31 protein-coding genes are annotated in these 26,767 nt (G+C 62.7%); 11 read left to right on the top strand and 20 right to left on the bottom strand.

The annotated features are described in order from the left end of the window. Positions 1-52 precede the first annotated feature (52 nt). The 5 genes from BLT42_RS04000 to kynA are packed head-to-tail and all read right to left on the bottom strand — an operon-like array spanning position 53 to position 5,853. The gene (locus tag BLT42_RS04000) at positions 53-811 is read right to left on the bottom strand and encodes an SDR family NAD(P)-dependent oxidoreductase (protein ID WP_091767213.1); all 759 of its coding nucleotides are present in this window, start codon (positions 809-811) and stop codon (positions 53-55) included. Next, positions 808-3,102 carry a bifunctional salicylyl-CoA 5-hydroxylase/oxidoreductase gene (locus BLT42_RS03995; RefSeq protein ID WP_091767211.1) on the bottom strand — a complete coding sequence of 765 codons (2,295 nt, stop codon included), beginning with the start codon at positions 3,100-3,102 and terminating at the stop codon, positions 808-810. Before BLT42_RS03995 ends, BLT42_RS04000 begins: the two co-directional genes overlap by 4 nt. Positions 3,103-3,127: 25 nt before the next feature. Continuing rightward, a complete protein-coding gene (gene kynU, locus BLT42_RS03990; RefSeq protein WP_091767208.1) occupies positions 3,128-4,354 on the bottom strand; it encodes a kynureninase in 1,227 nt (408 codons plus the stop codon). Next, positions 4,354-4,983, bottom strand: coding sequence for an arylformamidase (gene kynB, locus BLT42_RS03985; protein WP_091767553.1), 630 nt, complete (start codon positions 4,981-4,983; stop codon positions 4,354-4,356). Before kynB ends, kynU begins: the two co-directional genes overlap by 1 nt. Before the next feature lie 21 nt (positions 4,984-5,004). After that, positions 5,005-5,853 (bottom strand): tryptophan 2,3-dioxygenase, encoded by an 849-nt coding sequence (gene kynA / locus BLT42_RS03980; protein WP_091767205.1) that lies wholly within the window; start codon positions 5,851-5,853, stop codon positions 5,005-5,007. Positions 5,854-6,041: 188 nt separating this feature from the next. Here kynA and BLT42_RS03975 point away from each other — a divergent pair, with 188 nt between their 5' ends. Continuing rightward, positions 6,042-6,629, top strand: a complete 588-nt coding sequence (locus BLT42_RS03975; protein ID WP_091767202.1) for a HupE/UreJ family protein — start codon at positions 6,042-6,044, stop codon at positions 6,627-6,629. Between the two features lie 56 nt (positions 6,630-6,685). On the opposite strand, the gene BLT42_RS03970 is transcribed toward BLT42_RS03975, so the two are convergent. After that, a complete protein-coding gene (locus BLT42_RS03970; protein ID WP_091767199.1) occupies positions 6,686-8,560 on the bottom strand; it encodes a M2 family metallopeptidase in 1,875 nt (624 codons plus the stop codon). Between the two features lie 189 nt (positions 8,561-8,749). Here BLT42_RS03970 and BLT42_RS03965 point away from each other — a divergent pair, with 189 nt between their 5' ends. Beyond that, positions 8,750-9,490, top strand: coding sequence for a hypothetical protein (locus tag BLT42_RS03965; protein ID WP_091767196.1), 741 nt, complete (start codon positions 8,750-8,752; stop codon positions 9,488-9,490). A gap of 9 nt (positions 9,491-9,499) precedes the next feature. Here BLT42_RS03965 and fghA read toward each other — a convergent pair whose 3' ends face one another. The 7 genes from fghA to BLT42_RS03930 form a co-directional block, all read right to left on the bottom strand. Further along, positions 9,500-10,330 carry an S-formylglutathione hydrolase gene (gene fghA, locus BLT42_RS03960; RefSeq protein WP_091767193.1) on the bottom strand — a complete coding sequence of 277 codons (831 nt, stop codon included), beginning with the start codon at positions 10,328-10,330 and terminating at the stop codon, positions 9,500-9,502. Positions 10,331-10,347: 17 nt separating this feature from the next. Then, positions 10,348-10,806: a YaiI/YqxD family protein gene (locus BLT42_RS03955; protein WP_091767190.1), complete on the bottom strand. Its 459-nt coding sequence runs from the start codon at positions 10,804-10,806 to the stop codon at positions 10,348-10,350. Next, positions 10,803-11,930, bottom strand: a complete 1,128-nt coding sequence (locus BLT42_RS03950; RefSeq protein WP_091767550.1) for a M14 family metallopeptidase — start codon at positions 11,928-11,930, stop codon at positions 10,803-10,805. Before BLT42_RS03950 ends, BLT42_RS03955 begins: the two co-directional genes overlap by 4 nt. A 48-nt stretch (positions 11,931-11,978) precedes the next feature. Beyond that, entirely contained in the window at positions 11,979-12,398 is a 420-nt protein-coding gene (locus BLT42_RS03945) for a type II toxin-antitoxin system VapC family toxin (protein WP_091767187.1), read from the bottom strand. Next, entirely contained in the window at positions 12,395-12,622 is a 228-nt protein-coding gene (locus BLT42_RS03940; RefSeq protein WP_091767184.1) for a FitA-like ribbon-helix-helix domain-containing protein, read from the bottom strand. The genes BLT42_RS03945 and BLT42_RS03940 overlap by 4 nt, the downstream gene beginning before the upstream one ends. A 102-nt stretch (positions 12,623-12,724) precedes the next feature. Continuing rightward, the gene (locus tag BLT42_RS03935; protein ID WP_091767181.1) at positions 12,725-13,222 is read right to left on the bottom strand and encodes a hypothetical protein; all 498 of its coding nucleotides are present in this window, start codon (positions 13,220-13,222) and stop codon (positions 12,725-12,727) included. Then, the gene (locus BLT42_RS03930; protein WP_091767178.1) at positions 13,222-14,328 is read right to left on the bottom strand and encodes an S-(hydroxymethyl)glutathione dehydrogenase/class III alcohol dehydrogenase; all 1,107 of its coding nucleotides are present in this window, start codon (positions 14,326-14,328) and stop codon (positions 13,222-13,224) included. The genes BLT42_RS03935 and BLT42_RS03930 overlap by 1 nt, the downstream gene beginning before the upstream one ends. A gap of 150 nt (positions 14,329-14,478) precedes the next feature. Between BLT42_RS03930 and BLT42_RS03925 the strand changes: the two genes are divergently transcribed. After that, positions 14,479-14,943: a hypothetical protein gene (locus BLT42_RS03925; RefSeq protein WP_233342303.1), complete on the top strand. Its 465-nt coding sequence runs from the start codon at positions 14,479-14,481 to the stop codon at positions 14,941-14,943. On the opposite strand, the gene BLT42_RS03920 is transcribed toward BLT42_RS03925, so the two are convergent. Together BLT42_RS03920 and msrP are read right to left on the bottom strand one after the other, a co-directional pair. Beyond that, a complete protein-coding gene (locus BLT42_RS03920; protein WP_091767177.1) occupies positions 14,880-15,560 on the bottom strand; it encodes a protein-methionine-sulfoxide reductase heme-binding subunit MsrQ in 681 nt (226 codons plus the stop codon). The genes BLT42_RS03925 and BLT42_RS03920 overlap by 64 nt on opposite strands. A gap of 2 nt (positions 15,561-15,562) precedes the next feature. After that, entirely contained in the window at positions 15,563-16,540 is a 978-nt protein-coding gene (gene msrP / locus BLT42_RS03915) for a protein-methionine-sulfoxide reductase catalytic subunit MsrP (protein ID WP_091767176.1), read from the bottom strand. A 205-nt stretch (positions 16,541-16,745) separates the two neighbouring features. On the opposite strand from msrP, the gene BLT42_RS03910 reads away from it, so the two are divergent. Continuing rightward, entirely contained in the window at positions 16,746-17,288 is a 543-nt protein-coding gene (locus BLT42_RS03910; RefSeq protein ID WP_091767175.1) for a GNAT family N-acetyltransferase, read from the top strand. Positions 17,289-17,291: 3 nt separating this feature from the next. Next, positions 17,292-18,767: a RimK family protein gene (locus BLT42_RS03905; protein ID WP_176780245.1), complete on the top strand. Its 1,476-nt coding sequence runs from the start codon at positions 17,292-17,294 to the stop codon at positions 18,765-18,767. A gap of 177 nt (positions 18,768-18,944) precedes the next feature. Here the strand turns inward: BLT42_RS03905 and BLT42_RS03900 are convergent, their stop codons facing one another. The 3 genes from BLT42_RS03900 to BLT42_RS03890 all read right to left on the bottom strand — a co-directional run bounded on the left by BLT42_RS03900 (position 18,945) and on the right by BLT42_RS03890 (position 21,253). Further along, complete coding sequence (locus BLT42_RS03900) at positions 18,945-19,310, bottom strand: endonuclease domain-containing protein (RefSeq protein WP_233342302.1); 366 nt, start codon at positions 19,308-19,310, stop codon at positions 18,945-18,947. A 184-nt stretch (positions 19,311-19,494) separates the two neighbouring features. Continuing rightward, positions 19,495-20,307: an SDR family NAD(P)-dependent oxidoreductase gene (locus BLT42_RS03895; RefSeq protein WP_091767173.1), complete on the bottom strand. Its 813-nt coding sequence runs from the start codon at positions 20,305-20,307 to the stop codon at positions 19,495-19,497. Positions 20,308-20,503: 196 nt separating this feature from the next. Further along, a complete protein-coding gene (locus BLT42_RS03890; RefSeq protein WP_091767172.1) occupies positions 20,504-21,253 on the bottom strand; it encodes a DKNYY domain-containing protein in 750 nt (249 codons plus the stop codon). A gap of 287 nt (positions 21,254-21,540) precedes the next feature. Here BLT42_RS03890 and BLT42_RS03885 point away from each other — a divergent pair, with 287 nt between their 5' ends. Both BLT42_RS03885 and BLT42_RS03880 read left to right on the top strand, forming a co-directional pair. Then, positions 21,541-23,091, top strand: coding sequence for a bifunctional GNAT family N-acetyltransferase/carbon-nitrogen hydrolase family protein (locus BLT42_RS03885; protein ID WP_091767541.1), 1,551 nt, complete (start codon positions 21,541-21,543; stop codon positions 23,089-23,091). Beyond that, complete coding sequence (locus BLT42_RS03880; RefSeq protein ID WP_233342301.1) at positions 23,073-23,462, top strand: GFA family protein; 390 nt, start codon at positions 23,073-23,075, stop codon at positions 23,460-23,462. Before BLT42_RS03885 ends, BLT42_RS03880 begins: the two co-directional genes overlap by 19 nt. Positions 23,463-23,498: 36 nt before the next feature. Here BLT42_RS03880 and BLT42_RS03875 read toward each other — a convergent pair whose 3' ends face one another. Both BLT42_RS03875 and BLT42_RS15325 read right to left on the bottom strand, forming a co-directional pair. Further along, on the bottom strand, positions 23,499-23,807 hold the full coding sequence (locus BLT42_RS03875; RefSeq protein ID WP_091767168.1) for a GNAT family N-acetyltransferase: 309 nt from the start codon (positions 23,805-23,807) through the stop codon (positions 23,499-23,501). Between the two features lie 42 nt (positions 23,808-23,849). Next, positions 23,850-23,984, bottom strand: a complete 135-nt coding sequence (locus BLT42_RS15325) for a hypothetical protein (protein ID WP_267887691.1) — start codon at positions 23,982-23,984, stop codon at positions 23,850-23,852. 189 nt (positions 23,985-24,173) lie between these two features. On the opposite strand from BLT42_RS15325, the gene BLT42_RS03870 reads away from it, so the two are divergent. The 4 genes from BLT42_RS03870 to BLT42_RS03855 all read left to right on the top strand — a co-directional run bounded on the left by BLT42_RS03870 (position 24,174) and on the right by BLT42_RS03855 (position 26,754). Continuing rightward, positions 24,174-24,386 (top strand): lipopolysaccharide assembly protein LapA domain-containing protein, encoded by a 213-nt coding sequence (locus BLT42_RS03870; protein ID WP_091767166.1) that lies wholly within the window; start codon positions 24,174-24,176, stop codon positions 24,384-24,386. Between the two features lie 90 nt (positions 24,387-24,476). Continuing rightward, positions 24,477-25,400 carry a DnaJ C-terminal domain-containing protein gene (locus BLT42_RS03865; protein ID WP_091767164.1) on the top strand — a complete coding sequence of 308 codons (924 nt, stop codon included), beginning with the start codon at positions 24,477-24,479 and terminating at the stop codon, positions 25,398-25,400. Continuing rightward, a complete protein-coding gene (locus tag BLT42_RS03860; RefSeq protein ID WP_091767162.1) occupies positions 25,397-25,735 on the top strand; it encodes a hypothetical protein in 339 nt (112 codons plus the stop codon). The genes BLT42_RS03865 and BLT42_RS03860 overlap by 4 nt, the downstream gene beginning before the upstream one ends. Before the next feature lie 359 nt (positions 25,736-26,094). Further along, on the top strand, positions 26,095-26,754 hold the full coding sequence (locus tag BLT42_RS03855) for a helix-turn-helix domain-containing protein (RefSeq protein WP_091767160.1): 660 nt from the start codon (positions 26,095-26,097) through the stop codon (positions 26,752-26,754). Positions 26,755-26,767: the final 13 nt, after the last annotated feature.

The following is a 26,767-nucleotide window of genomic DNA, read 5'->3' as shown; positions in this document are numbered from 1 at the left end:
TCATCGCCCGGGCCCGCCCTGAAACCGGTTTTGGCCGAAAATGCCGGTATGGTTAAATTGCGCCGCCGGAAATGGTAATCGCCTGTCCTGACACGGATCCGCTGAGCGGCGAGCACAGCCAGGCCACCGTTTCGGCGACTTCTTCGGGCTGGATCAGACGGCCTTGCGGGTTGGTCTTGGTCAGCTCGGACAGGGCGTCCTCGCGGGAACGGCCGGTCTTGGCCATGATATTGGCCACCGAATTATCCACGATTGCGGTTTCGACATAGCCCGGACAGACCGCATTGAAGGTCACGGCCGTACCGGCATATTCGATCGAGAGCGATTTGGTCAGCCCGACCACGGCGTGTTTCGAGGCGACATAGGGCGCGATATAGGCGCCGCCGCGCAGGCCGGCGATCGAGGCGATATTGACGATACGGCCATAGGCCGACTTCATCATCGGCCCGATCACGGCCTGGGTACAGCGCACCAGCCCCTCGACATTGACGGCCTGGATGCGCTGCCATTCCTCCATCGAGGTGCGGTGGAAGGCGGCGGCACCGACAATGCCGGCATTATTGACCAGGATATCGATCGCACCGCCGGCCGCTGCCTTGGCAAAGGCCGCCGTGACGCTGTCCGCATCGGTGACGTCGAGCTGGATCGCTTGCGCGCCGGGAATGGTCTGGGCCGCCGCTTCCAGCCGCACCAGATCGCGCCCCATGATGATGACTTGCGCACCTTGCGCCGCGAGGCTTCTGGCGCAGGCGAGACCAATACCGGTGCCGCCGCCGGTGATGACGGCGCGATGTCCTGTCAGCTTGCTCATGCCTGTGCTCCTGCTTCATTGGCGCGCGCGAGATTGCGCTGCAATTGTTCAAACCCGGCCCCGTATTGCGGCGGGATATGGACGCCGCGATAGCCCAGCTCGGCGGCCGCCCGCAAGGTCCACATCGGATCGATCAGATGCGGGCGGGCCAGCGCGACCAGGTCGGCACGGCCGGCGGCGAGAATGGAATTGACGTGATCGGTCTCATAAATATTGCCAACCGCCATGGTCGCACAGCCGATCTGGTTGCGGATGCGGTCGGAAAACGGCGTCTGGAACATGCGGCCATAGACCGGTCGTGCCAGCGGTGTCGTCTGACCGGCCGAGACATCGATCAGATCGGCCCCGGCCTCGCGGAAGGCGCGGGCGATGGCCAGGCTGTCGGGCTCGGACAAGCCGTCATCGCCGAGCCAGTCGGTCGCCGAAAGCCGCACGGCCATGGGTTTATCCTCGGGCCAGGCCGCGCGCATGGCCGCGAAGACTTCGAGCGGGAAACGCAGGCGATTCTCAACCGGGCCGCCATATTCGTCGCTGCGATGATTGGAAACCGGGGTGAGGAAGCTGGAGAGTAGATAACCATGGGCGCAGTGCAGCTCGACCATGTCGAACCCGGCTTCCAGCGCGCGCTGCGTCGCGGCGACGAAATCGGCCAGCACCGCATCCATATCGGCGCGGTCCATTGCCTTCGGTGTCTGGTTTGCCTCGCTCCAGGGCAAGGGTGAGGGCGCGATCAGGGGCCAATTGCCGGTCTCGAGCTGCCGGTCCGATCCCTCCCAGGCCAGCCGGGTCGAGCCCTTGCGGCCGGCATGGGCCAGCTGGACCGCCATTTTGGCGCGGCTCTGCGAGTGCGCGAAATCGGTGATCGCGCGCCAGGCTGTCACATGCTCGTCGGTATAGAGGCCGGCGCAGCCCGGCGAGATACGGCCATCGCGGCTGACATCGGTCATTTCGCTGTAGACGAGACCGGCACCGCCCAGCGCGCGAGCGCCGTAATGCACGCTGTGGAAAGGGCCCGGCAGGCCATCCTCGGCGGAATACATACACATGGGTGAGACCACGACGCGGTTTTCCAGCCGCATCCCGCGCAGCTCAAACGGCGCAAACATGGGCGGCCGCGCATCGGTTTTCGCGCCGCCCGTCGCCTGACCGGTGAACCAGCTTTCGACGCCCGCCAGCCAATCCGGATCGCGCAGGCGCAGATTTTCGTGGCTGATGCGCTGGGAGCGGGTCAGCAGGGAATAGGCGAATTGTTTGGGCTCGAAACCGAGATAGCGGTCGAGATGTTCAAACCATTCAGTCGAATTGCGCGCCGCGCTCTGCAATTTGAGGACTTCGACCGTGCGCACCGCCTGATAATCCTTCAGGCCTTCAGCGACCGGCTTGTCGGTGCTGGTGAGGACATCGGCGAGCATGATCGCATCTTCCAGCGCCAGCTTGGTGCCGGAGCCGATCGAGAAATGCGCCGTATGGGCGGCATCCCCGAGCAGGACGATATTGTCATGCACCCAGTTTTCGCACAGCACGCGCGGAAAATTGAGCCAGGCCGAGCCGCGCAGATGACGCGCATTGGACATCAGCGCATGGCCGTCCAGCCAGGGCGCGAACAGGGCCTCGCTGGCGCGGCAGCATTCATCCTGGTCCATCTCGCCAAAGCCCAGCCCTTCCCAGGTCTCCGGCGCGCATTCAATGATGAAGGTCGAGGTGTTGTCGTCGAAGCGATAGGCATGGGCCCAGACCCAGCCATGCGGTGTTTCGATAAAGATGAAGGTGAAGGCGTCGAACACCTTGTTTGTGCCCAGCCAGACGAATTTATTGCGGCGCAGTTCGATATCCGGCTTGAAACTGCCCGCAAAACGGGTGCGGATCTTGGAGTTGAGGCCGTCCGAGGCGACGATCATGTCGGCATCGGCGAAGGCGGAGAGGTCGTCGCCGATCTCGGCCTCGAAATGCAGGCCGACACCGAGTTCGCGCGCACGGTCCTGCAGCAGGCTCAGTAATTTCTGACGGCCAATGCCGCAAAATCCGTGGCCGGTCGAGGTTTCGGTGACGCCCTTGATGACAACATCGATATCGTCCCAATGGGCCAGGCTGGCTCCGATGGCGCGGGCGCTGGGCGGATCATTGCGTCCGAGATTTTCCATCGTCTGGTCGGAGAAAACGACACCCCAGCCAAATGTGTCGCCGGGCTTGTTGCGCTCATAGACATCAATGTCGCAATCGGGATCGCGCAGCTTCATCGAGATCGCGAAATAGAGACCGGCGGGGCCGCCGCCAATACAGGCAATTTTCATCTGTCACAGCCCCTTTGAGCCCAGGTCAGGTAACGGCGGCGCGGGTCGCAAAACGTGCCTCGCGCCATTCACCGGTCTTCATGATCTCCGCCAGCGCCTCGATGGCCAGCCAGACATCCTCATAACGGGTATAGAGCGGGGTAAAGCCGAAACGCAAAATATCCGGCGCCCGGAAATCACCGATCACGCCGCGCGCGATCAGCGCCTGCATGATGGCATAGCCCTCATCATGGCGGATCGAGACCTGGCTGCCGCGCTGCGCCGCATCGCGCGGACTGGCGAGAGCGAAGCCGGTCAGGCGATCCTCGCACAGGGCGATAAACAGATCGCCCAGCGCCTGTGATTTCAGACGGATCGCCGCCATCTCGGCTTCCAGCATCAGATCCAGCCCGCATTCCAGCGCCGCCATGCCGAGAATACCCGGCGTGCCGCACTGGAAACGGTCAATCCCGGCGCCCGGCTCATAAGAGTCGTCAAAGGCGAAGGGAGCGGCATGGCCGAACCAGCCCGACAGGGCCGGAAAGACGTCGCCATGATGGCGTTCGGCACAGAACAGGAAGGCCGGCGCGCCCGGTCCGCCATTGAGATATTTATAGCCGCAGCCAATGGCGAAATCGGCCTGGCAGCCATTGAGATCGACGGGCAGGGCGCCGGCACTATGGCTGAGATCCCAGATCACCAGCGCACCGGCGGCGTGGGCGGCGCGGGTCAGGGCGGCCATATCGTGCAGGCGGCCGGTCTTGTAATGGGTCTGGGTCAGCAGCAGGACCGAGACCTGGTCATTGAGGGCGGCGGGGATTTGGTCAGCGGGCAGGAGTTTCTGCTCGATACGGCCGCCGCTGAGATGGGCCAGGCCCTGCATCATATAGGCGTCGGTCGGGAAATTCCCCGTCTCTGACAGGATGATGGAGCGGCCGGGGCGCAATTGCACCGCCGCGCTGAGCGCCTTGAAAACATTGATCGAGGTGGAATCTGCGGCGACGACTTCATGGTCTTTTGCCCCGATCAGGCGGGCGATCTTGCCGCCCAGACGCCGCGGCGCCTCGATCCAGTGATTGGAATTCCAGGAGCGGATCAGATCCTGCCCCCATTCGCGATTGACGACATCGGCCATCCGCGCGGCGGTCACTTTGGGCAGGGCGCCCAGCGAATTGCCGTCGAGATAGACCACACCGTCAGGCAGCTCGAAGCGGTCGCGGAAATCGCGCAGCGGATCGGCGGCGTCCATCGCGCGTATTGTGTCCAGATCCATCAGCTCAGCTCCCGCAATACGGCCCGGACCGGCGCGGCATCGGCACCGGCAATTTTCAGGGGCAGGGCAATCAATTCATAGCGGCCATCGGGCACGCCGTCGAACACCAGGCCTTCAAGAATACGCATATCATGGCGCTGCACCGCGTGATGCGCATCCATGGTCTTGGAGGTCTGCGGGTCAAGCGAGGCGGCATCGACCCCGATCAGGCGGCAGCCGGCTTTCGCCAGGCGTTCGATCACGTCCATGTGCAGGGCGCGAAAATTGTCGTCCCAGACGTCATGCGGGAAGGCCTGATAGGTGCGGATCAGCACGCGCTGTTCGCCCTCGATCAGGGGCCAGTCGAGATCGTCAATCATCACATGCTCGCCGGTCCAGCCGGCGGTGACGAGGCGGCAGGGGCCCAGATAGGGCGCGAGATCCACGCTGGCCGCATCAATCCCCGACTTGTCGTAATGCGAGGGCGCATCGGCATGGGCGCCGCTATGGGTGGAGAGCGTCAGGCGCGAGACCTTGACCGGACAGCCCGGCCCGATCGCCCAGGTCTCGTCGATGGCAAAGGCGGTATCGCCCGGCCAGACCGGCAGGCCGGGGCGCAGGGTTTGTGAAATGTCCCAGGTTTTTGCCATGTTTTGCTTTGCCATGGCCGGTTAAAGCGAGGTCCGCACGGTCCAGATTTCCGGGAAGAAGCGCAGATCGAGCGCCTTGACCAGATATCCGACCCCGGCTGTGCCGCCTGTGCCGCGGCGATAGCCGATAATGCGTTCAACCGTCTTCATGTGGTTGAAGCGCCATTGCTGGAATTTATGCTCGAGATCGACCAGTTTCTCGCCGAGTTCATAGGCTTCCCAATGGGTCTTGCTGTCGCGATAAATCTCCCGCCAGACATCTTCCACCGCCTTGGAGGGCTCATAGGGCTGGGTCCAGTCGCGCTCGATCTTGTCAGCCGGGATAGCATAGCCGCGCCGGGCCAGAAGCCGCAGTGTCTCATCCCACAGGCTCGGTGCTTCGAGCGCCCCGGTGACCATGTCCCAGGCCTGCGGATTGGATTTATGCACCCGCGCCAGCTCGGCATTCTTGTTGCCGAGGCGAAATTCCATGGTGCGATATTGATAGGACTGAAAGCCCGAGCTCTGGCCAAGACTGTCCCGGAAGGCGAGATAATCGGCCGGCGTCATAGTCGCCAACACGTCCCAGGCGGCGATTAATTGCTCCTGCACTCGCGCGACACGCGTAAACATTTTCAGCGCCGGACCGATCTCGTCCTTGCGCAGATGCGCCACCGCGCCGGCAGTCTCGTGCAGGATCAGCTTCATCCAGATTTCCCCGACCTGGTGGATCAGGATGAAGAGCATTTCGTCATGCTCATCGGAGAGCGGGTGTTGCGAGGCCAGAAGCGTGTCGAGGCCGAGATAACCGGCATAGGACATCTTGTCCTTCATATCCCAGTGAATGTCCTCACCGGACACGTCGACACTGGACGCAAATTTGTCAGCCATAATCATCCCCTGGCCCCCGTTTCCCGAGGGCTGTCTGGCGCGACTCGGGCGCCGTTTTGTGACCACAGGTGTAGGGGATAAGCGGGGCGGGGGGCAACTGCTGGCAGACGGGCGATCCGTCGCAGAACCGGTCTTGCCAGCCTGGCCCGGCCTGCCTAGCGTTTGGGCCGAACGGGGGCGTGCACAAGATGATGGACGGGATTGCCGAACAGACAGTGTGGGATGTGATCGGGCTGTATCTGCGGCTTGGCTTTGAACACATCCTGCCCAAGGGGCTGGACCATATCCTGTTCGTGCTCGCGCTCTTCTTTGCCTCATCGAGGTTGAAGCCGCTGGTCTGGCAGGTCTCCGCCTTCACCGTGGCGCATACGCTCACCCTGGCTCTGGCCGTGCTCGGCCTGTTCACACTGCCGTCGAATATTGTCGAACCGGTCATCGCGTTCTCCATCGCCTTCGTCGCGATCGAGAACCTGGTCTTCAAGGATATGCAGCGCTGGCGGCCGCTGGTGGTGTTCGGTTTCGGCCTGTTTCACGGGCTCGGCTTTGCCGGCGTGCTGGTCGAGCTCGGCCTGCCGCAGGGCCAGCTTCTGCCGAGCCTTTTGAGTTTCAATATCGGCGTCGAGGCCGGCCAGCTGACGATTATACTGGCGATGTGGTTCGCCCTGCACCGTTTTCGCGATGCCAGCTGGTATCCGCTGCTGGCGAAGGGGGCTTCGACACTGATTGCGGCGACTGCGCTCTGGTGGGTGGTGGAGCGGGTGTTTCTGGCGGGGTAGGGGATAAAAAAAGGCGGCCCGGGAGCCGCCTTTTCCGTAATCCATGCGTCCGGGGTTTATTCCCAGCCGCAGCTGCTGCCGGTGTTTTGCTCTTCCAGATGCGTCATCAGTGGCTGGAAGTAGGCGATGATGGCCGAGCCGTCCATTTCGCGGGTGCCGGTGAAGGCTTCCAGCGCGTCGGGCCAGGGCTGTGAAGCGCCCATTTCCATCATCTCGTTGAAGCGTTGGCCAACTTCCTCATTGCCATAGACGGTGCAACGATTGAGCGGGCCTTCCCATCCAGCCATGTCGCAAGCGGCCTGCTGGAACTGGAATTGCAGGATATAGCTCAGGAAATAGCGCAGATAAGGCACATTATTGGCGATGTGATATTTCGCGCCCGGATCGAAGGCATCGGCCGGCCGGTCAACCGGCGGCATCAGGCCCTGATACTGCTCACGCAGCTCCCACCAGGCGGTATTGTACTGGTCCGGCGTGATCTCGCCGCGGAAGACACGCCAGCGCCATTGATCCATCATCACGGCAAACGGCAGGAAGGCGATCTTGTCGAGCGCCAGATCCATCATCAGGCCGAGATCGGCAGATTCGTCAGGCACTTCGTCCTGATCGAGCAGGCCGATCTGGACTAGGTAATCCGGCGTCACCGACAGCGCGACGAAATCGCCGATCGCTTCGTGGAAGCCGTCATGGGCGCCATTGCGGAACAGCATGTCCTGGCCGCGATAGGCGCGCTGGTAGAAATTATGGCCCAGCTCATGGTGCACGGTACGGAAGTCTTCCGCATTGACGTGGGTACACATCTTGATGCGGATATCTTCCTCATTGTCGAGATTCCACGCCGAGGCATGGCAGACGACATCACGATCGCGCGGACGCGTGATCAGGGAGCGTTCCCAGAAGGTCTCCGGCAGCGGGTCGAGGCCGAGCGAGGTATAGAAGCGCTCGCCTGTCTCAACCATCTGGCGCGGCGTGTAATCATTCGCCTCAAGCAATTGCGTCAGGTCATACCCGCCGCCATCGCTGGACTGGATGCCGACGATATCATTGATCGGTGCCCAGCCCTGGGCCCACATATTGCCGAGCAGATCGGCACGGATCGGGCCGGTCGTCGCCTGGACGTCCTCGCCATAGGTCTCATTGAGGCCATCGCGGACATAACAGTGGAGCTGTTCATACAGCGGCTCGACCTGGCCCCAGAGGCGCTCGACCTCGGCTTCCATCTCGTCGGCCGGCATGTCGTAATTGGACAGCCACATCTCGGCGAGGTCGGAAAAGCCCAGTTCGCGAGCACCGGCATTGGCGATCTCGACCATGGCGGCATAATCCTGGCTCATCTGCGCCGGATTGATCGCGGCGCGCCAGTCATTCCACATCATGGCGAGGAATTCAGGATCGCGCTCAGTGCCCATCATCACTTCCAGCGTGTCGAGCGTGACGGGTGTGTCGTCGATATCGATCGTGCCGGTGGAATAGGCCGAGCTCATCCGCGTCGTCAGTTCAGCCAGGCGCTGGGCGTAATCGCCGCCGGCCGGGGTCGGCAGGGTGATGCCGGCGGTCAGCATGGTCATCTTGCGACGCATGTCGAGCGGCAGTTCGGTGTCGGCGAAGCGCGCCGTGGCGCCGGCCTGCTGCACCGACAGCTCGGTCGCTTCCGCGCTCATCCGGCTGACCAGATACTCGGTGTCCTCGGTAATGAAGTTGGCATAGACCCAGGCGGTGTGAGCCGCGAATTCACCGAAATCAGCGATCTCGGCCTCGGTCTCTGCGAGGAAGCTTGCGGCATCCTCAACCGAACCGGCCGCAACGGGCGCAGTTTCGGTCATGACGGTCTCGTCGGCTGTGACGGCACCGTCCTGGGAATTTCCGTAGGCATAATAGCCACCCGCCGCCAACAAGGCGCCAACGGCTACACCGGCCAGAAGTTTGGTCATGGTTCAATTCTCCCCAATCTCGCGGCGCCTCGCGCCGAATTGCGCCCATCCTCGCTTTCTGGCCGCTCAGGTCAAGCGCGCTGATAACGCTTGTCTGCACATGCGGACGAGTGTCTGCGCGGTGCGGCTCGACACACGGATTGCCGGGATGCTCTAATCGCTGCCATCAATGAGCTTGAAGGATGGCCCATGTTCGATCGGTTGAAACAGCTTGAAGTCCTGCGCAAGAGCTTCGAGACGCAAGGCTGGGCTCTGGCGCACCAGATGTTCCCGGCCGAAGTGGCGGCCGCCATGTTGTTCCAGTTCCAGCGGGGCCTGGGCAATACGCCCGAGACCTATACCGGGATTTGGGGCAAGGGGCCGTTCACACGAGAATTCTGTTTTGAATCCTACGCCTACCACTATCCCTTCCATGCCGGACTGCTCTGGTCGCTGACGCCCTATATGCAGGCACTGACCGGCAAGGAATTGCTGCCGACGACGTCTTATTTCCGGGTCTATCGCAAGGGTGATCATTGCGCCTTGCACGTCGACCGGGCCGCGGCGGAATACGCGATTTCACTGACGCTGGGCTATTCCGACGACATTTCCTGGCCGCTCTGGGTGTCCAAGGACGCGGTGCGCGAGGATGCGCGCATGAAGGAAGGCGGATTATTGCCGGACGGGACGGCGATGAGCATGTTGCGCATTCCGATGCAGCCGGGCGATGCGGTGATTTATGATGGCGTCAACCGCCTGCACGGCCGCCACGACCCTAATCCCAATGAATGGTCGGCGCATCTCTTCTATGATTTTGTCGACCGCAACGGACCTTATGCCGATCAGGCCTTCGACCGCCGCGATGAGTTCGTTCAGCCCAGCGCTTTCCACTTCCCGGCCCCGGGCGCACCGACGACACCCAGGAAAAAGGTGCGGCGTCACACCCGCTGACCGGCCGTCTCACACTGCCAGGGCGCGGGCATGCCAGGCGAGATGCTCGCCGACGAAGCTGGCAATGAAGAAATAGGAGTGATCATAGCCCTCCTGGCGCCTGACCGTGATGTCGCGGCCCCTGATTTCAGCTTCAAGCAGGTCGGGCCGCAATTGTTCCGCGAGGAAATTATCGGCCTCGCCCTGATCGATCAGGATAGGCGGCAGGTCGGCCTGGCTGCTGCGCAGGAGCTGGCAGGCATCATGAGCCGCCCAGGCTGACGGGGGCTCACCGAGATAGGTGGTGAAGGCCTTCACGCCCCAGGGCACCTGCATCGGAGCGACGATCGGCGCGAAGGCCGAGATCGCGGCAAAACGGTCGGGATGCGTCAGACCAATGGTCAACGCGCCATGCCCGCCCATGGAATGGCCCATGATCGACTGGCGCTGCATGTCGAGCGGGCAGGCCTCACCCACCAGGCCGGGCAATTCCGCGGTGATATAATCCCACATCCGGAAATGCTTCGCCCAGGGCTCGCGGGTGGCGTTGACGTAGAAGCCGGCACCCTGGCCGAGATCATAGGCCTCGTCATCGGCGACGCCATCACCGCGCGGCGAGGTGTCGGGGCAGATGATCGCCAGGCCGAGCTCGGCCGCGTAGCGCTGGGCCCCGGCCTTGATGATGAAATTCTCGTCGCTGCAGGTCAGACCCGCCAGGAACCAGACGGCCGGAACCGGGCCCTTTGCAGCCTGGGGCGGCAGATAGACGGAGACAGTCATCTCGCAATCGAGCACTTCGGAGCGGTGGCGATAGCGCCGCTGGTCGCCGCCGAAACATTTGACCGAGCTGATCAATTCCATGGGGAACCTCGTATGTGTTAGCGCGGGGCCTTGCCGCGCTTGGCGGCCTGGATGACGATTTCCAGCCCGTTGAGAAAGGCTGAGCGATCCTTGGGGCCGAAGGGCCGCGCACCGCCGGTCTGCATGCCGGTCTCGCGCAGATCGGTCATCAGATTGCGCGTCGCCAGCACCGAGCCGATATTGTCGGGCGTGAAGGCCTTGCCGCGATGATCGACCGCCAGTGCGCCGGCCTTGAGGCAACGATCGGCGAGCGGAATGTCCGTCGTCACGCAGACATCGCCCGGGCCGATCTCGTCGGCAATCCAGTTATCGGCCGCATCCGTGCCCTGGTCGACAATTACCAGCCGGGCCCAGTTGGAATTGGGCCGGCGGATACCGCCATCGCAGACGAAGAGCATTTCGATTTCATGGCGCTCGCCGACGCGAAGGACTTCGTCCTTCACCGGGCAAGCATCGGCATCAACGAAAAGCTTCACCGCAACTGGTCCACAAGTTCCAGCATGGCTTCCAGATTAGCCGCGCCGAGCTTGCGGCAGCGCTCCGGCGACCAGCCATGCACCATGTCGGGCAGGTCGGCATTATCCTTGAACGGCATTTCCAGCGTCATCGCCAGGCACTTGAATTCATTGGCGAGATAATTCGTGCAGACGGAGAGATTGGCGGTGCCCGGCGCGTCGACATCATAGCCATGCTTGGTCTGGAAATCCGGGCTGACCTTGCATAGCGCTGCCTTGTAGGCGTCGAGATTGACCTGACCACGCTGGTCGAAATTCGGGGCACCTTCGCCGCCAGCGATGAAATTATAGGGCAAGGCCTCATCGCCATGGACGTCGAGGGCGAGATCGATACCGGTCTCGCGCATGCGGTTGAGAACGTGGAAGACTTCCGGCGAATTTTCCAGACTGGCCTTGTCCCATTCGCGATTGAGATTGACGCCCTTGGCATTGGTGCGCAGATGGCCGCGTTTCGAGCCATCGGGATTCATGTTCGGCACAATGTGGAGGACGGCTTTCGAGCGCAGCTTGCGCGCCACCGGATCATCGGGGTCGAGCAGGCGGTCGAGAAAGCCCTCCATCCACCATTCCGCCATCGTCTCGCCAGGGTGCTGGCGTGCGGTGACCCAGATGGTGCGCTTCTTCTTGGAAGGCTCGCCGACGGTGAGGCAATCCATCGTCTGCCCGTCCAGCGTTTCGCCAAGCACTTCAAGTTTGACGCCTTCGCAGCTCTGCACGGCGGCGATCAGGTCCTGGTGGCGCTCCATCGAGAAGGGCGCGAAATAGGCATACCACACTGTGTCGAGTTCCGGTGTGTGCTGCAGTGTCAAAACGCCCTTGGCATAGCTGGTCTCGACGCGGAACCAGGTCTCCCGGTCATAGGAAGCGCAGGCCTGATAGCCCGGCCAACCTTCGAGATAGGCGGCGCCGCCGGCATTGGTGATGCGCATCACCAGATCCTCGTCGCGCGCGCCGGAGACGCGAAAATGGAACCATTGATAGAAGTCGGAATCCTTGTCCTTGCGGATCTCCAGCTCGATATTCTCGGGATCGCGGGAATTCTTGACGACGATATTGCCGCTGTCGAACTTGTCAGTGATGTGCAGGGTCATGGGCGCGCTATCCGGGGCAGGGGGTGAGTCTTGGCCCGTCTCTTAGCCCTCAATCGGTATCGAGGCCAGATCAGCGACATCGAGGGAGAGGTCACGGGCGAAGGCGATGAGGCGTTTATCGGCGGTGAGCAGGGGATATTGATAGGATTGCGCGGTCGCCAGATAGACGCAGTCATAGACCGGATGATCCAGCTCTGCCGCGAGCCGCTGGGCGAGGACGATTAGTCTGAAATCATCGACGATGGAGAGCTGCCGGTCCAGCTGCCGGACCGCTTCCTGGGCCTGGTCCAGGGTGATGTCACCCCGGCGGACGTATTTCCAGAGCGCGTTCGCCGTCTCGGTGAGAATTAGACGGGGCGCGATGAATTCATACGCGCGTGCGGCGGCAAGCGCACGCAAGCGCTCCGGTACCGCCAGAAACATCCGGGTCGCGACGCTGGCGTCGAGGATGAAAACACTCAACGGGCGCGATCCTCGCGGATCAGATCGGTCGGGTCGAGATCCGATGGCCGCGAGCTTTCCTGCATCCCCTTGGCGAACGCCAGGAATGCCTCTTTGTCCGACATGACCTTGGCCGTCAGCAATTCACGCAGATATTGTTCAAGCGAGGTGCTCGCCGATTCGGCATTCAGTTTGAGCTTGGCGATGACCTCGTCATCGAGATTGCGGATGAGAATCTGGCCCATGGCGCGCTCCGTGATAGCATGGCGCTATCATACGGCGGTCTTTGGAACAAAGAAAGGCCGGAGAGGAGCATCGGAGAACCGGCTGGCACCGTCAGGCTCTGTTCAGTCTGGACGACTCGCACGCAGGGTCAAACATCCGCCCCACGAGATCGTGCCCTCCAACGGCACAAAACCACAACCCTCGTCTTGCCAACGTATTTCGAGCATCGAGTCGGGCCGAAAGATGTCCGATGAGATGGCAGCAACCTCCCCGTTGTCATTGCGGTCCTGCGTGAGCCGTCCATGCAGACACCCCGTCGCAATCCCGGCGAGATCGTCGAGACTGGAGCCATGTGTGTACCGGCCCAGTGCGCCGTAAACTTCGCCTGCCCAGGACGAGTCAAACTCGTCATCGTTCGGGTAATATCGCATGTCGGGTCGCATCGAGATCACATCGGTTCGCTCGACCCACATGAACTGGACGGTCTGGGGCTCGTCCGGCCCGGATCGCGCCCAAGCGTCCAACGCAGTGCAATCCTCCGGCTGCATCGCGAATTGCGCCCACGGGGCGCTCTGACACCCCGTCAGGCCGGCGACGAAGCTCAGGAGCAGCGCCCGCATCAATAAACCACCACACTCCGAATGCTCTTGCCGGCATGCATCAGATCAAAGGCGTCATTGATCTTGTCCAGCGGCATGGTGTGGGTGATGAGGTCGTCGATATTGATCTTGCCGTCCATATACCAGTCGACAATCTTGGGCACATCGGTGCGGCCGCGGGCGCCGCCAAAGGCTGATCCGCGCCAGACGCGGCCGGTGACGAGCTGGAAGGGGCGGGTGGAGATTTCCTGGCCGGCACCGGCGACGCCGATAATGATGCTCTCGCCCCAGCCCTTGTGGCAGCATTCCAGCGCCTGGCGCATCGTGTTCACATTGCCGATGCACTCGAAGGAATAATCCGCGCCGCCATTGGTCAGGTCCATGATCGCCTCGACCAGGTTCTCGACCTTTTTCGGATTGATGAAATCGGTCATGCCGAATTTCTTTGCGATCTCGACGCGGTCCTCATTGATATCAATGCCGATAATCTTGCCTGCGCCGACCATGCGCGCGCCCTGGATGACGTTGAGGCCGATACCGCCAAGGCCGAACACGACGACATTCGAACCCGGCTCGACCTTGGCATCGAACGCCACCGCGCCAACGCCTGTGGTGACGCCGCAGCCGATATAGCAAATCTTGTCGAAGGGCGCGTCTTCGCGGACCTTGGCGAGCGCGATTTCGGGCAGGACGGTGAAATTGGAGAAGGTCGAGCAGCCCATATAGTGCAGGATCGGCTTGCCGCCGATCGAGAAACGGCTGGTGCCATCAGGCATCAGGCCGGCGCCCTGGGTCGAGCGGATCTTCTGGCACAGATTGGTTTTCGGATTGAGGCAATACTCGCATTCGCGGCATTCCGGCGTGTAGAGCGGGATGACATGATCGCCCGGCTTCACCGAGGTCACGCCAGCACCGACTTCGCGCACGATGCCGGCCCCCTCATGGCCAAGAATCGCTGGAAATGCGCCTTCCGGATCGTCGCCGGAGAGGGTGAAGGCATCGGTATGGCAAACACCGGTCGCCATGATCTCGACCAGCACTTCGCCGGCGCGCGGACCTTGTAGATCGACGGTCTCGATGACGAGCGGGGCTCCGGCCTGGTAGGCGATCGCGGCGCGTGTTTGCATGATGTGTGTCTCCCTCACAGCGTGTTCACGCCATGGTTACGGGATCAATGCGCGCCGGTCGAGTAGAAGTCTGCTTCGCGTCGCCGCCGCTTGCGGTTAGGCTGGCAATATTCGGGGAGGGCTCTCATAGCCAGGACTATTCAACGCATCGTGCTGATCGCACTACCGCTCTTCATCGCGGCAATATTTCTCGACTCGCTACGCTATAAATTCACCGACGCGCCGGAGACCCAGGTGATCTTCGGCCTGCTCGATGGCTGGGCCGCAACATGGGGGGCGGCCGGCCTGTTCGGCCATACCGGCCTGTTCAGCCGATACGTGATCGGAATGGCAGAACTCATTGCTTCTGCACTGCTATTGAGTGGATTTATACCCGGTTTGAAGCGTTTGCAGATTCTCGGTGCCGGCCTCGGTCTGGCGGTGATGACGGGCGCGATTTGCTTCCATCTCTTCACGCCGCTGGGTATTGATCCCAACCAGGATGGTGGCGGGCTCTTCGTCGCGGCGTGTGTCGTGTGGCTGTCCTGCGTGACCTTGCTGGTGCTCAGGCGTCAGGACGTGCTGGCGACCGGTTGCGGCTTCATTCGGCTTCTGATCCAGACCCCGGCGCGATAGGCCAGCAAGAGCGCCAATATCCCGCCATGAATCCAGGGACCCAATTGGTTGCCCTTGACCATGAAGCCGTAGTGCAGGCAGGCGATCACGGCGAGGGGGTAGACGCTGTAGTGGAGGTTTTGCCACGCCCTCGCGCCCAGGCGCCGGACCATGGCGTTGAAGGAAGTCAGGGCCAGCGGAATCAGCAGGATAAAGGCCGTCATGCCCAGCGTGATATAGATCCGCTTGACGACATCCTCCCACAGCCCGGCCCACATGCCGGTCAAACTCATGCCGGCGGCGAGATAGAGGTCGAGGCCGAGATAGGCCACCAGATGCGCGGCAGCGTACCAGAAAGCCGCCAGCCCGATCCGGCGGCGCACCTTCATGATCGGCAGCCAGCGGGTCAGGTCGCGAAACGGCGTCACCGCCAGCGAGATCAACAGGATGCGCAGGGCCGTATCGCCCAGAAAACGATGGGTTTTCTCGATCGGGTTGAAGCCGAGATCATGGGGCGCACCGCTCAGCAGCAAACCCCATTGCCAGCCCAGCCAGAGGCCGGGCAGGGCCAGGGCCCAGAAGGTCAGCGGTTTGAGCCAATCCTTCGCGAAACTCCGCAGGACTGCGTTTTTGGCCATGCTCAATGGTTCTCGATCAAATCCATGCCGGCATAAAGCCCGGCGACTTCAGGGCCATAGCCATTGAACATCTCGGTCTCGCGGCGCGCAAACGGGCCCGCCCCGATGACGCGTTCCGAGGCCTGACTCCAGCGTGGATGGGCGCGGTTCGGATTGACGTTGGAATAAAACCCGTATTCGCGCGGCGCGGAGCGCTTCCAGGAGGTCTCCGGCTCGTCCGATACGAAACGGATTTTGACGATGGATTTGATGGACTTATAGCCATATTTCCAGGGCACGACGAGGCGGATCGGGGCGCCATTCTGGTTGGGCAGAACTTCGCCATAAAGCCCGACCGCCAGGAAGGCGAGTTCATTCATCGCCTCATCCATGCGCAGGCCTTCCTTGTAAGGCCAGTCGAGCACGGCTGAGCGGGTGCCGCGCATTTCGCCGGCGTCCTGATAGGTGATGAACTGGACATAGCGCGCATCCGAGGTCGGCTCGAACTGGCGCAGGACAGCACCGAGCGGAATGCCGATCCAGGGGATGACCATCGACCAGGCCTCGACGCAGCGCAGCCGGTAGATGCGCTCCTCAAGTGCTGAAAAATCAACGACATCTTCCAGGGCGAACCGGCCGGTGCGGGTGGCATGGCCTTCGATCTCGATCGACCAGGGATCGGTCGTCATGGCGCTGGCATAGCGGGCGGGGTCGTCCTTGCCGACGCCGAATTCGTAGAAATTATTATAGCCGGTCACCGCCTCGTAAGGCGTTGATTCGTCAGCGACTTGATAATCCGTCGCGCGAAAGGGCAATGCCCCGGAGAGCGGACGGCCAGTGCCGGCCTGGGCGACCGATTCCTCGGCCGCGCCGCAGCCGGCCAGCCCTGCCAGGCCAAGCGCCCCGACTGTGGCCATGATCTGGCGGCGATTGAGGAAATCGGCCTTCGACGTCACGGCGCGCTCGGGCAATTGCCAGCGATGGGGTTTCTTGATCAGCATCGTATTCCTCGGCTATTGGCACTGGGTAAATGCGAGGATAGGGCAGTTTCGGCCAGCCGTATCCCCGCCGCACGCCATTGTGATGATCTGTCAGCTGCTCGCCTGCCATTCCCTGGCCGCAGGCCTGCCATTCAACACCCGCCCGGCTATCGCCAGATGGCCATTCGCTGTCATGGTACGCGCCTGACGTCCGAACGGATCAATTATGACGCCCCGAATCGACCTGCCCCGGCCTTGTGACGACGATTTGCGCTGGCGTTTCGATTGCCGCGACGCCCAGGCGGTGATCGAGGTGCGGCTGGCCGGCCGAGATGATCTCGATGTGATCGACGGCATCGAAGTCGACAGTTTCACCGCTGACCGTTTCGCCCGCGAAAATCTGCGCCGCATGCTGGCGGCGCGCAAAACCCTGTTCCTGCTCGCCCGGATCGGCGGCGAGCCGGCGGGCTATCTCGCCCTGGCCTTTCGCCGCGGCAGTGCGACCTCGCGCATCTATTCCATCGCCGTCGCGCCGGACCACAGGGGCGTTGGCGTGGCGCAGGCGATGCTGGGCGCGGCGACCGATCTGACGGCGCGGCGCGGCGGCGCCAAGATCCGGCTGGAAGTGCGAAAATCCAACACAAAGGCGATCACCGTGTATCAACGCGCAGGATTTCACTTGCGGGGCACACGGGAAGCCTATTACGAGGACGGTGAAGCGGCGTTGCTATTTGAAGCGGAGGCGCCGCACAGATCAGGAGAGCGATAGCTCGTGAGCGACTGGCTCATTCTCGTTGAACATGTTGGCGATCTCGGCCAGCACGAAACGCCTCACAAGGTCATGCGCATCCGCGATTATATCGTCAATGCGCAGCTCTTCACCGGCCGGCGGCCGAATATCATCAATCTGGCGCGCAGCTATAGCTATCAGTCGAAGGGCTATTACGCCTCGCTTCTGGCCGAAGCGCGCGGCCACCGCATCGTGCCGACGGCGCAATCGGTCGTCGAGCTGAGCCGCAAGGGGCTTTACGCCCAGGCGCTGCCCGACCTCAATGTCGCGCTGATGAAGGATCTCGGCGGTGTCGCCTCGGAGGACAAACACTTGCTTGTCTCCTTCGGCAATTGCCAGAACAAGGCCCTCGCCAAATTCTCCAAGCTGTTGTTCGACTGGTTCCGCGCGCCGGTGCTCGACGTGACGCTGTCGGCTTCGGGCAAGGAGATCCAGCAGATCAAGGCGATCTCGCCGCACGTTTTGAAGAATGAGGACCGGCAATTCTTCCTCGATTGCCTGGGCCAATACACACGCCGCCAATGGGTCGCGCCCAAGGAACGCACCGCGGCGCGCTGGTCGCTGGCGATCCTGACCGACCCGAAGGAGGAATTCCCGCCCTCGAGCAAGTCCTCGGTCCAGCGCCTGGCCAGTGTGGCGGCCAAAATGGGCGTCGAGGTCGATCTGATCGGCCCCAATGATCTCGCCAGCCTGGCCGAGTATGACGCGCTCTTCATTCGCACCACCACGGCGATCGATAATTTCACCTATCGCTTCGCCCGCCGCGCCGAGCAGGAGGGCATGCCCGTCATCGATGATTGCCGCTCGATGATCCGCTGCACCAACAAGGTCTTCCTGAAAGAGCTGATGGAGCAGGGCGGTGTGCCGGCCCCGAAAACCGAAATCCTCGACGCCACCACCCCGATGACCGGCCTGTTCGACCGCCTCGGCTCAACGGTCGTGCTGAAAGCCCCCGACGGCTCCTTCAGCCGCCAGGTCCACAAGGTCACCAATGAGGCCGAGCTCGCCAAACGCGCCAAGGAGCTGTTCGCCGACACCGCCCTGATCATCGCCCAGGAATTCATGCCCACAGACTATGACTGGCGCATCGGCGTGCTCGATGGCGAGCCCTTGTTCGCCTGCAAATACAAGATGGCCCGCGGCCACTGGCAGATCATCAAGCACGAGGCCGACGGCAAATATACCGAGGGCGGTTTCGAAACCATGGCCATCAAAGACGCCCCGCCGGAAGTGATCGAGATTGCCAAAAAGGCCGCCAATCTGATCGGCAATGGCCTGTACGGCATCGACATGAAGCAGAATGAAAAGGGGATTTTCGTGATCGAGATCAATGATAACCCCAATCTCGAAACCGAAGTCGAAGGCGCCGTGCTCAAGGACGAGCTCTGGCGCGCGATCATCGGCTGGTTTTCGATCAGGCTGGAGCGGCGGATGAGTGCGGTGAAGGTGAAGGGGTAGGGGGCAGACGTAGCGCGCGTCATCCTCACCAGCTCCGCCCCGGACTTCGTCCGGCGCACCTCTTCCATCAAGGAAGAGGAGGGCGATCATCGAGGCCGGCCAGATCAAACTCCCTCCTCCTCCTTGATGGAAGAGGTGGCCGCGAAGCGGCCGGAGCTGGTGACGGCCTCGCACCGCTCAGCGGCGCATGTCGCGCAGGCCGGCTTCGAGGGCGTCGCGGATGGCGATGAGCACGCCGTCCATATTATTGTGCACGTCCATGTTCCAGATGCGCAGGACGCGAAAGCCTTGGTCTTCAAGCCAGGCATCGCGGATGGCGTCGGCCGCGCGGTGGTCGTCGAGGCTGTGCTGGCCACCATCGAGTTCGATCACGAGTTTCGGGGTGAAGCAGACAAAGTCGACGATATAGCGGCCCAGGGGCGCCTGGCGGCGGAATACGAAGCCCTCGGCGCGCCAGGTCTTCAGCCGGCTCCAGAGCCGGACTTCATGCGGCGTCATGCGCTTTCTGAGTTGGCGCGCGAGTTTGACCATTGGACGCGTCATGATGGCAGGCTGACACAACCGGCCGTGGGTGTCGCGTGACGCCCGTCAAACGGCGGCGGGTGAGCCCGTCATCCTCACCAGCTCCGCCCCGGACTTCGTCCGGCGCACCTCTTCCATCAAGGAAGAGGAGGGAGACAGGCGAAGCGGCAGGGCGCATCCCTGATCGCTTGCTTGATGGGGGCATTCACGCCCCCAGATACCCCGCAATCCGCGCCTCGATCGCCTCGACCACGCGCGCGACCTTGCCAGCATCGGCCGCTTCACCATGCGGCGCGGCGAAGCGGTGGGAATCATTGTCGTAATACCGCCCTGTGGCGCCGGCAAACTCATCCGATAGCGCGGCACGCGTCAGGATGTCGGCGCCGATGCCGATATCATTGCCGGCGACGCCGAAGCCCTTGCGGACCATATTTGTTGCCAGCAGCGAGCCCGGATTGACTGCAATCGTGGCGGGGCCCTCGAGGCCGAGATCGGCGGCGAGGGACTGGCTCCACTCGGTCAGGGCGAGCTTGCTCTGGGCATAGGCGGCCATCGGCTCCAAGGGGCGCTCTCCGGCGAGGGCCTGAAGGTCGACGGGGGCCTGGGCGGCGGAGGAGAGGTGGATGATGCGGCCATCGCGCGGGATGGCGCCGAGCAGAAGGCGCGTCAGCAGGGCCGGGGCCAGGGTGTTGACGACGAAGCGGACATCCTGTCCGTCGGCCATGACCGGGTGGTCGGTCTTGTAGATGCCGGCATTATTGATCAGCACGTCGATTTGACCATGGGCGGCGCGGATCTCGCGGCCGAGGCGGGCGGTTGCGTCCAGGTCGGACAGATCGGCCTGCCAGGTCTCGACGGGGCCCGCGCCGGGCAGGGCGCGCAATTGCGCTGCCGTGGCGGTGAGTTTTTCGGCGCTGCGGCCATGGATCAGGAGCGTGTGCCCGAGAGCGCCAAGGGACAAGGCGGCGGCCTGGCCGATCCCGTCCGTGGCACCGGTGATCAGGATGGTTTTGGGCATGGCGGGTCCTTATCTGGCGGCGCGGGGCCGGGTTGAGCGAACAGGGTAGCATATTCGCCCGGCGATGCGCTGCGTGATGCCGGGTACCCGGGACATGCTCCGGCTTTGCCGGTGCGTGTCCCGACTCGGGTCGCCGGTTCTCAACGCAAGTCGGGACACGTACCGGCGGGAGGCCGGAACATGTCCCGCGCCATCGCTAGTCCCGGCATTCGCGCCAGTCCGGCCCCAGCCAGCAGCCGGAGCGGTCCTGGCCCAGACGGGTGCCTTCGCGGATGTGGAAGCTCGCGGGATCGGCGCCGGTCACCTCGAAATGACGCCAATAGACGCCGCCGCTATCGCGGGAGTATTCGGCGCCGAGGCGTTCGAATGTGGCGCGATCGGTGAGCGGCAGACGCAGACCGTAGGCATAGACGCAGGCGCTGTCCGCGGTGAAAGCCTCGTCCTCGCTCTCGGCCTCGCTTTCGATGACGGTGAAGGTGGACAGATCGCACGGCACGAAGCGGGCCCAGCCGGCATAGGCGGCCGCCCGATCAACGCCAGTGCTCGGCCCGATCGTTCTGAAGCTGGCGCCATCAGCGCCTTCGATCAGGTTGGTTCCGCGCCAGACCTGGGTGTCATCGGCGGCCAGTTCATCATTGATGGCGCGGAAGGAGGGCGCATCAACCCCTGCCAGCGCGGTGCCGCGATAATAGCCGCTTCGGGCGTCCTTGCCCCAATTGGCGAAGGCGAGGATTTCGAATGTCTGCGGATCGGCCTCGGTGCGGCGCTCATAGCGGTCGAAAGACGGGCTCGCGGATGTGCCCGGATAGGAAACCCAGTACACCGCATCGCTGCGGATGTCGTAATGGGCCGGCTCGACCAGGGCGCAACCCTGCAGGGCCAGAACTGCGGCGAAAGCGATCATGATCGTGCGCCACGGCGGGCCGCAAACACGCTTCAGGCTCATGCGTTACCCCTGTCAAATGCGGCCTGCCAAAGGCGGCCTGTCAAAGGCAGGCAGGCGCCAGTTGGTCGCGGCGCGGGAAGGGCCGGAAGTCTGGCGGCTTTCCGGATCGTCCGGCCGCTGGAATCAGCCATATCACCCCTGTCAGCCGTCCGCTCGCGATATCGCGCGCTTCACGGCGGAAATTCCAACACACCCCCGCAACAAAGCGCTATGTGCCGCCGCGCAAATCCTGTATGGCCGCGTTTGCGCAGCTGACAGAGTGCGCCCACGCAACAGGATTGCTTTTCATGGCCAGCCAGAAATCCCGCTCTTCGCTCAATATCCGCAATGCCCGCATCGCGGATATTCCGGCGATCATCGCATTGGTGGACAAGGTTTATCCGCAACTGGACAGCTATAGCACCGCGATGGTGCAGGGGCAGATTTCCAACTTTCCCGAAGGCCAGGTTGTGGTCGAATATGACGGTGAAATCGTGGGCTATTGCGCCAGTTTCATCATCGACGAGGCCTCGGCGCTGTCGCCGCACACCTGGAATGGCATTACCGGCTCGGGCTATGCCTCGCGCCATAATCCCAAGGGCGACTGGCTCTATGGGATGGAAGTGTGCGTCGATCAGGAAAAGCGCCGGCTGCGGATCGGCCAGCGGCTCTATGATGCGCGCCGCGAATTATGCGAGCGCTATGAGCTGAAGGGGATTGTGTTTGGCGGGCGGATGCCCAGCTGGAAGCGCCGCAAGAAACTCTATCCCAATCCGGCCGATTATCTCGAGGCCGTCGTCGAGCAGAAGATCTCCGATCCGGTGATCCGCTTCCAGATGCGCCTCGGTTTCGAGCCGATCGGCGTGCTCAGCGATTATCTGCCCTTTGACGACGCCTCGGGCGGCTATGCCAGCCATATGGTCTGGCGCAATCCTTATGCCGTGGTCCACACCAAGAGCGCCAGCGCGCCTCCGGGCGAGAAGGAGAGCGTGCGCGTTGCCTCGGTCCAGTTCCAGCAGCGCAAGGTTCACTCTTTCGAAGAATTCATGAGCAATGTGGAGTATTTCGTCGATGTCACGGCGGATTACCGCTGCGATTTCGTCGTCTTCCCTGAACTCTTCACCCTGCAATTGCTGGCCTTTGCCGAGACCCGGCTGACGCCCTCGCAGTCGATCGAGGCGCTAACCGAATACACGCCGCAATTTGTCGAGGCGATGCGCCAGCTGGCGATCAGCTATAATATCAATATCGTCGGCGGTTCGCACCCGACCCGCACCGAACGCGGCGATATCCAGAATATCGCCTATGTCTTCCTGCGCGATGGCTCGGTCCACCAGCAGGAGAAGATCCACCCGACCCCGTCGGAGCAGATGTGGTGGGGTATCAAGGGCGGTAATGAGATCGCCACCATCCAGACCGATTGCGGGCCAATCGGCGTGCTGATCTGCTATGACAGCGAATTCCCCGAACTGGCGCGCCAGCTGGTCGATGCCGGTGCCAAGCTGCTCTTCGTGCCGTTTTGCACCGATAACCGCCAGGGCTATATGCGAGTGCGCTATTGCAGCCAGGCGCGGGCGATCGAGAACCAGTGCTATGTCGTGATGTCCGGTAATGTCGGAAACCTGCCAGGTGTGGAAAACATGGATATTCAATATGCCCAGTCCTGCATATTGACCCCGTGCGACTTCCGCTTCGCGCGCGACGGTATCGCGGCGGAATGCACGGAGAATGTCGAGACCGTCGCCATCGCCGACCTCAATCTGGGCGATCTCGACTGGGCCCGTCAGGAGGGCACGGTGCGCAATCTGCGTGACCGCCGTTTCGACCTCTATTCGATCAAATGGACCGCCAAGACCTGAGGCCAGCTGCGATGATGGACGGACAATGCCATTGCGGCGCAGTGCGCTGGACGCTCAGCATCGAGCCCGACTGGCTGACCCGGTGCAATTGCAGCTATTGCCGCCGCGCCCAGGCGCTCTGGGCCCATGCCGACCGGGCCCGGGTGACGCTCGATTACCGGGCTGACAGTGTCGTGCGCTATCTCCAGGGCGACCAGACCCTGGCCTTCATCTCCTGCAAGCGCTGTGGCTGCACGACGCATTGGGAGGGCGCCGATCCGGCGGCCGGCGGGCGCATGGCCCTCAATGCCCATATGGCTGAACCGTCGGCGATAGAGGGCCTTCGCATCCGGCATTTTGACGGCGCGGACAGCTGGGAATTTCTCGACTAGGGCGGGCAGGCGGGACCGAGGGGCCCCGCACGCCCTTCAGACCGGCTCCACCACATCGGCCCAATCGGGATTTTTCTGCGCCTGGGAGGCGAGGAAAGGGCATTGTGGATAGATGGTGAAGCCCTTGGCGCGGGCCTCGCTGACGACATGATGTGCCAGCGCAACGCCGACGCCGGTGCCGCGCAGGCTTTGCGGCACGCCGACATGATCAACCAGGATGCGATTCTCGCCGGTGCGCCTGAAGGTCAGCTCGCCCGGATCGGGCTTGCCGTCGACATGCGCCAGATAGCGGCCGCGCTGCCCGTCCGCCTCAAGGGTGAAGGTGATGCCGGGGGATGGTGTCATCGCATTTTCCTTTCGGGCGGGCGCGTCAATCGTGCGTCCGGGTCACAGGGTAACCGGTCCACCCATCGCCGCAACAGCCAGCACGAGCTGATCGCCCGACTGATACGGCGCCGCGAAAGCAAACCAGACTGTACTGGCGAGGACCGCCAGGGAGACTATCAAACCGACCCACCGCATGGGGCACTCCATCATAACTCAACGCCTAGATAGGAAGCGCCGGCGTCCCGATTAAGGTCCGGAACGGAAATAGACCTGTGCCGCACAGTACGGGGCCGCACCGCGCATGCCGCCCCCGGCGGATCGCCTTGTCACCGGACCGGAGGAGGCCCACACTGCGGGGCGAATTCAGGTGGGAAGGCGGCTACCATGCGTCACATCAAATTATGGATTATCGCCGGGCTGATTGCCCTGCTCGCGCTGTTTGCCTTCCAGAACATGTCCCAGGTGGAACTGACGGTGCTGTTCTGGAGTTTCCAGACCAGCCGCATAGTCGTGATCGGATCGAGTTTTCTGCTCGGCGGCGTGGTCGGCTGGCTGCTCAAGGCCTTCTGGCATCCCGGCGCGCGCGCGAGGCGCTGATCCTGGCCGGGCGAGGCAATTGACCCCCCGCTTGTCCCGCGGCGCGATCGGGTGACAATGGCGTCTTCAACCGGCCCAACCGAGGTAGGCATGTCCCGTGATCCCTATGAGGTTCTTGGTGTGACCAGGACCGCGACCGCCGAAGAGATCAAGAAGGCTTATCGCAAGATCGTGCGCACCAGCCATCCCGATCTCAATCCCGATGACGCGGGCGCCCAGGCGCGTTTCATCGAAGCGACGGCGGCGCATGATCTGCTGAAGGACCCGGACCTGCGCGCCCGCTATGACAAGGGCGAGATCGATGCCAGCGGCGCCGAACGCCAGGCCGAGCGTCCCTTCTATCGTGACTATGCCCAGCAGCCGGGCAATCCCTATCAATCCTCGCGCGGGTTTGAGGGGTTCGTCAGCTCGGACATATTCGAGGAAATCCTGCGACAGCGCGGCCAGGGCAGTGCCCGCAGCGCTCATTTCAACGCACCGGGTCCGGACCGGCGCTATCAGCTCGAACTGGATTTTCTCGAAGCGGCCCTGGGCACGCAAAAGCGCATCACCCTGCCGGACGGGCAGAGCCTCGACGTCAGGATCCCGACCGGCACCGCCGATGGCCAGACCATCCGCCTGCGCGGCAAGGGCGGTGAGGGGTTGGGCGAGGGGCCTGATGGCGACGCGCTGGTAACGCTGTCGGTCCGGCCGCACAAACTATTCCGCCGTGAGGGTAATGATATCCTGCTGACCCTGCCGATCTCGCTTGATGAAGCCATACTTGGCGGCAAGGTCGAGGCGCCGACGATTGACGGGCCGGTCTCCCTGTCCATTCCCAAGGGGGCCAGCAGCGGCCAGGTCCTGCGGCTGCGCGGACGCGGCGTGCAGCGGCCGGGCCAGACGCCGCGCGGTGATCAGCGCGTTGAATTGCGCATTGTCTCGCCACCGGAGATGGACGAATCGCTGCGCAGCTTCATGGAGAGCTGGCGCGAAACCCATGCCTATGATCCGCGCAGGGAGATGATGTCATGAGCGAGAACCTGACCGCCAATGAAATCATAGACGCTGTTGCGGCACTGACAGCCGAACGGCTCACCACCTATATCGAGATCGGCATTATCATGCCCATCCAGGGCGAGGCGGGGCCGCTCTTCGCGCCGGTCGATTGTGCCCGCTTGCAGTTGATCTGTGAGCTGGAACAGAGCCATGAGCTCGCCGACGAGGCATTGGAAATGGTGATGTCACTGGTCGACCAGCTCCATAGCGCCCGCGCCGACCTGCAGGCCCTGGGCGCTGCTGTCGATGCCCAGCCGGTCGCGGTGCGCGAACAGGTGCTGGCAGCCTGGAGAGCACGCCGCGGCGGATAGGGCCGGTTCCAGCTTCGTCAAGATCGGTGAAGGCCCCGTGCCGGGCTGGTTCTCGAGGGGGCTCAGGCGACCCATGGCCCGCGCGGCGGCGGGGAAGTAAAGCCCAGCCCGGGGCCCGGTGCTGGGCCCTGATGCCACTGTCCTGACGCGGCCTTCCCGCCTTTCGGGGCAGGTTCGAGCCCGGTTCAGCTCGAGATTGCAGAGCGCACCCCGGCCACCAGGACGCCCAAATAACCAAGCAAATCGGTGGGTTATAGGAATTTCTTTATTCCCGTTTTCTGCATAAAACCATAGTGACTGTGAGGTCTTCGACCTAGATTGGGCCGTCATGGGACTAGATTGGCGTCAAGGTATGGAACATGAGGCAAGCTTGGGGGGAGAGGCTTAGACGACTACGTATCCAGGCTGGAATGAAGCAACAAACCCTGGCCTCCCTGCTCAAGATCAGCCAGGGATATCTGTCCCGGCTTGAAGCCGGACAGATCCGGCCGCGCGGCGATACCCTGTCCCGGATCGAAGACCTGTTGGGCGCGCCGGAACAGATTTCATTGCTTGACCAGGTGATGCTGACGGTCCGCCTCTGCCCGCATATGGCCTGCCTGATCGAGGGCAGCAGGCCCTTCACCCTGCTGGCCTCCAGCCAGGGCAATGCCTCGCCCCGCTCGCCCTTCCATGAATGCCGGGAGAACCAGCCCCTGCTATGCCCGGATCTCACCTCTTTCATGGAGGGGATCCGCACGCTGACAGAGCTCAAACATGAGGGCGCACTCCAGGGCGCCGCCGGGCATATCTGGCACCGTCAGGCCAGTGCCGAGCCCACGGCCATGAAGTCCATCCACATTCCGATCGGCACCGGCCCCAACCGCTGCATGTGGCACACCATCACGATCCCGATCACCGAAACAGAGTTCGCCCAGACCGAGCTCGAATGGGATGGCCGCCTGACCCTTGAGGGGCAGGCGGGGCTGGCCACGCGGCGACCCGATCTTGACGAGAAGACCGCGAAGCTACGGAAATAGAACGGGAAATTTC

The organism is Maricaulis salignorans, assembly GCF_900103475.1.
In the GTDB taxonomy this organism is placed as follows: Bacteria; Pseudomonadota; Alphaproteobacteria; order Caulobacterales; family Maricaulaceae; genus Maricaulis; species Maricaulis salignorans.
Note: the sequence above shows the minus strand (reverse complement) of the source record. Positions and strands in the feature narration are given on the sequence as shown.